Annotated in this window: 3 protein-coding genes; 1 reads left to right on the plus strand and 2 read right to left on the minus strand. The window is 57.3% G+C overall.

Annotation, left to right across the window (positions count from 1 at the left end; translation table 11 throughout):
• Positions 1–98 precede the first annotated feature (98 nt).
• Both HX807_RS31490 and HX807_RS31495 read right to left on the minus strand, forming a co-directional pair.
• Entirely contained in the window at positions 99–1,058 is a 960-nt protein-coding gene (locus HX807_RS31490) for a leucyl aminopeptidase (RefSeq protein ID WP_087692659.1), read from the minus strand.
• A gap of 77 nt (positions 1,059–1,135) precedes the next feature.
• The gene (locus tag HX807_RS31495) at positions 1,136–1,273 is read right to left on the minus strand and encodes a hypothetical protein (RefSeq protein WP_003175756.1); all 138 of its coding nucleotides are present in this window, start codon (positions 1,271–1,273) and stop codon (positions 1,136–1,138) included.
• A 525-nt stretch (positions 1,274–1,798) separates the two neighbouring features.
• Here HX807_RS31495 and HX807_RS31500 point away from each other — a divergent pair.
• The gene (locus HX807_RS31500; protein WP_134327224.1) at positions 1,799–3,205 is read left to right on the plus strand and encodes an amino acid permease; all 1,407 of its coding nucleotides are present in this window, start codon (positions 1,799–1,801) and stop codon (positions 3,203–3,205) included.
• Positions 3,206–3,249 lie beyond the last annotated feature (44 nt).

The raw sequence follows: 3,249 nt of genomic DNA on the forward strand, positions 1-3,249 counted from the left end.
CGAATGCGGTGTATCAGTTGATACATCCAGTGACTGACCCACCGCATTCGCGAGCAAGCCCGCTCCCACAGTTGATCTCCATTGTTTTGGCGGGCGTGTCAGAACATGAAAGCCCCATCGAACACGGGTTTATCGTCGAGGGCCAACACGCCGCTGGCGAAGATCAGGTCCAGGTGGTGGCTGCCTTTCTGCCCGCCACCCAATCCCAGGTGCAGCCCGCAATGACGCTCTTCAAAGCCGGCGTTGCGCGCATACAAATCCTTCACGCCTTCATTGGTGCCAATGCCCAGTTCTTCCACCCGGCGATTGGACGGGTTGGCATTCAGGTATTTGTTGAAGTCATCCGCCAGCCCCGGCACTTCGCTGGCCACGGTGCAGATGGTCGAGTTCTCGATCCACAGTTCCAGCGGTGATTGCAGCACGCCGTATTTGCGCGCAAAGGGAATGGTGCTGAGGAAGGTGCCGACGAACCGCACCTGGCCGTTGATGGCCTCGCTGTGGGTGGCGATCTCGCCGGGTGCCAGGTCGTGGTTGCCGATGCCGTTGATATTGGTCCACTTCTTGATGCTGCTCATGGGCGCTTCAAGGCGCGAGCCATGCTGGTCGGTGAAGCTCAGCACGCTGGCCTGGGACATGCGCCGGATCAACGTGGCGTTGAGGTCGGCAATTCGCTGTGGGGCGACGCTGAAGGTGTCGTAGAAATAGTCGCCATAGTCCTTGAGCAGCAGGGATTTTTTCCAGTGCTCGGCCATCACGCCTTGCAGGGCACGGATAAAGTCCGGGCCTTCGGCGCGTGGGTTGGGCAGGGTCGAGGAATCGTAGAGGAACATGTACAGGTCACAGCCTTCGATGGCCTTGGCCAGCGTTTCGCTGGGGGCCTGGTCCAGGCGTTGTACCTGGAAGTCGAAGCGGGCAGCGCTGCCCTGGATGATCGATTGGGCGATGGCGTCGTAGCGTTCGGTATGGCCAAGCAAAATGGTGGGGCGGTGCAGGCCGGCGAGGGCCGGGTGATGGGCGAGGTAATACAGAAAATGTTCGACGGCGCGGGCCTTGTCCATGACGTCCTTCCTTCAAAGCCTTCGGTAGGAGCAGTGGCAGGTGCGGCGTCCCGCACCTGCCGGGGTGCCTGATCAGATTAGAAAGGCCACATCGCGGTGCCGAACGGCACGACGGCATCGGCTTGCATCATTTCAACGGCGGCCTCATGGGTCGGCGCTTCAAACCAATCGTCGAGTTGCAGTTCGGTTTCCAGGTCATTTTCCAGTGCTTGCATGGTGAATCTCCTAGATGACGTTGTTTGAGAACGAGCTTGCCAGCTTGCTGCGCTGGGCAAGTGGATGAACCTAGAAGAGAGTGTTTGGGATTGCAAAATTTTTATTGACACGGTTCCATTTGGATTTTTTATTCCGTTTTGATGGCGATTTGGTTTATGTCGATGAAACAGAGAGTTGGTTGCATGGTTTTGTAGGAATCGTCCTTTCGTCAACTTCTCGTTATCTGAAAGAATTTTCCTAATGTCCCTCCTATCTGCCGCACCGCATCCTGTCAGCCCAGACAGGTTTGGCGGTGTACAATGCGCCGCGTTTTACTGTGATCCCACTCTCTCAGGGCTATCCGCCTTGTTCATTCCGCCTGGCCACAAGCCCGTCGGGTTCGATTTCGTCACAGATAAAAACAACAGGTGACGTATGACCGTAAGAAAAAACGCTGGACCGGGGTTTGATCGGCGCTGCTGTAGCCCGTTACCAAAGCAGCACCCCTCCATGAGCACCCTCAAACCTTGCGTGAGACCCTTTCCATGAGTGAAGCCAACTCGCATTCAGGCGAACTGAAGCGCGGCCTGAAAAATCGCCATATCCAACTGATCGCCCTCGGTGGCGCGATTGGCACCGGGTTGTTCCTGGGGTCGGCCGGCGTGCTGAAATCCGCCGGGCCGTCGATGATCCTCGGGTATGCCATCTGCGGCTTTATCGCCTTCATGATCATGCGCCAGCTGGGCGAGATGATCGTCGAAGAGCCGGTGGCCGGTTCCTTCAGCCACTTTGCCCACAAGTATTGGGGCGGTTTCGCCGGCTTCCTGTCGGGCTGGAACTGCTGGATTTTGTACATCCTGGTGGGCATGTCGGAGCTGACGGCGGTCGGCAAGTATGTGCACTACTGGTGGCCCGAGATCCCGACCTGGGTGTCGGCGGCGGCGTTTTTTGTGCTGATCAATGTGATCAATCTTTCCAACGTCAAGGTCTTCGGCGAGGCCGAGTTCTGGTTTGCGATCATCAAGGTGGTCGCCATTGTCGGGATGATCGCCCTGGGCAGTTACCTGTTGGTGAGTGGCACCGGTGGGCCACAAGCCTCGGTGACCAACCTGTGGGAGCACGGCGGGTTCTTTCCCCATGGCGTGGGTGGTTTGGTGATGGCCATGGCGATCATCATGTTCTCGTTTGGCGGCCTGGAGATGCTCGGGTTTACTGCGGCTGAGGCGGACAAGCCACGCACGGTGATTCCGAAGGCGATCAACCAGGTGATCTACCGGATCCTGATTTTCTACATCGGCGCGTTGGTGGTGCTGTTGTCGTTGACGCCTTGGGACAGCTTGCTGGAGACCCTGAATGCCTCCGGGGACGCCTATAGCGGCAGTCCGTTTGTGCAGGTGTTTTCGATGTTGGGCAGTAACACGGCAGCGCATATTCTCAACTTTGTGGTGCTGACGGCGGCGTTGTCGGTCTACAACAGCGGCACTTACTGCAATAGCCGGATGCTGTTGGGGATGGCCGAGCAGGGTGATGCGCCGCGGGCATTGGCGAAGATCGACAAGCGTGGGGTGCCGGTGCGGTCGATCCTGGCGTCGGCGGCGATTACGCTGGTGGCGGTGTTGATGAATTACCTGATTCCGCAGCATGCGCTGGAGTTGTTGATGTCGTTGGTGGTGGCGACCCTGGTGATCAACTGGGCGATGATCAGTTTTTCGCATTTCAAGTTTAGGCAGCATATGGATCGGACGGGGCAGGTGCCGTTGTTCAAGGCGCTTTGGTATCCGTATGGGAATTATGTTTGCCTGGCGTTTGTGGTGTTTATTCTTGGGGTGATGCTGCTGATTCCGGGGATTCAGGTGTCGGTGTATGCGATTCCGGTTTGGGTGGTGTTTATGTGGGTTTGTTATGGGATCAAGAACAGGCGCAAGGCTCGGGAGGGGGTGGTGTTGAGTTGATGGTGTACATATCCGTTTCTTCGGTAACGGCGACTTATGGTTCC

The sequence above is a fragment of the Pseudomonas sp. D8002 genome, assembly GCF_013385695.1.
GTDB lineage: Bacteria > Pseudomonadota > Gammaproteobacteria > Pseudomonadales > Pseudomonadaceae > Aquipseudomonas.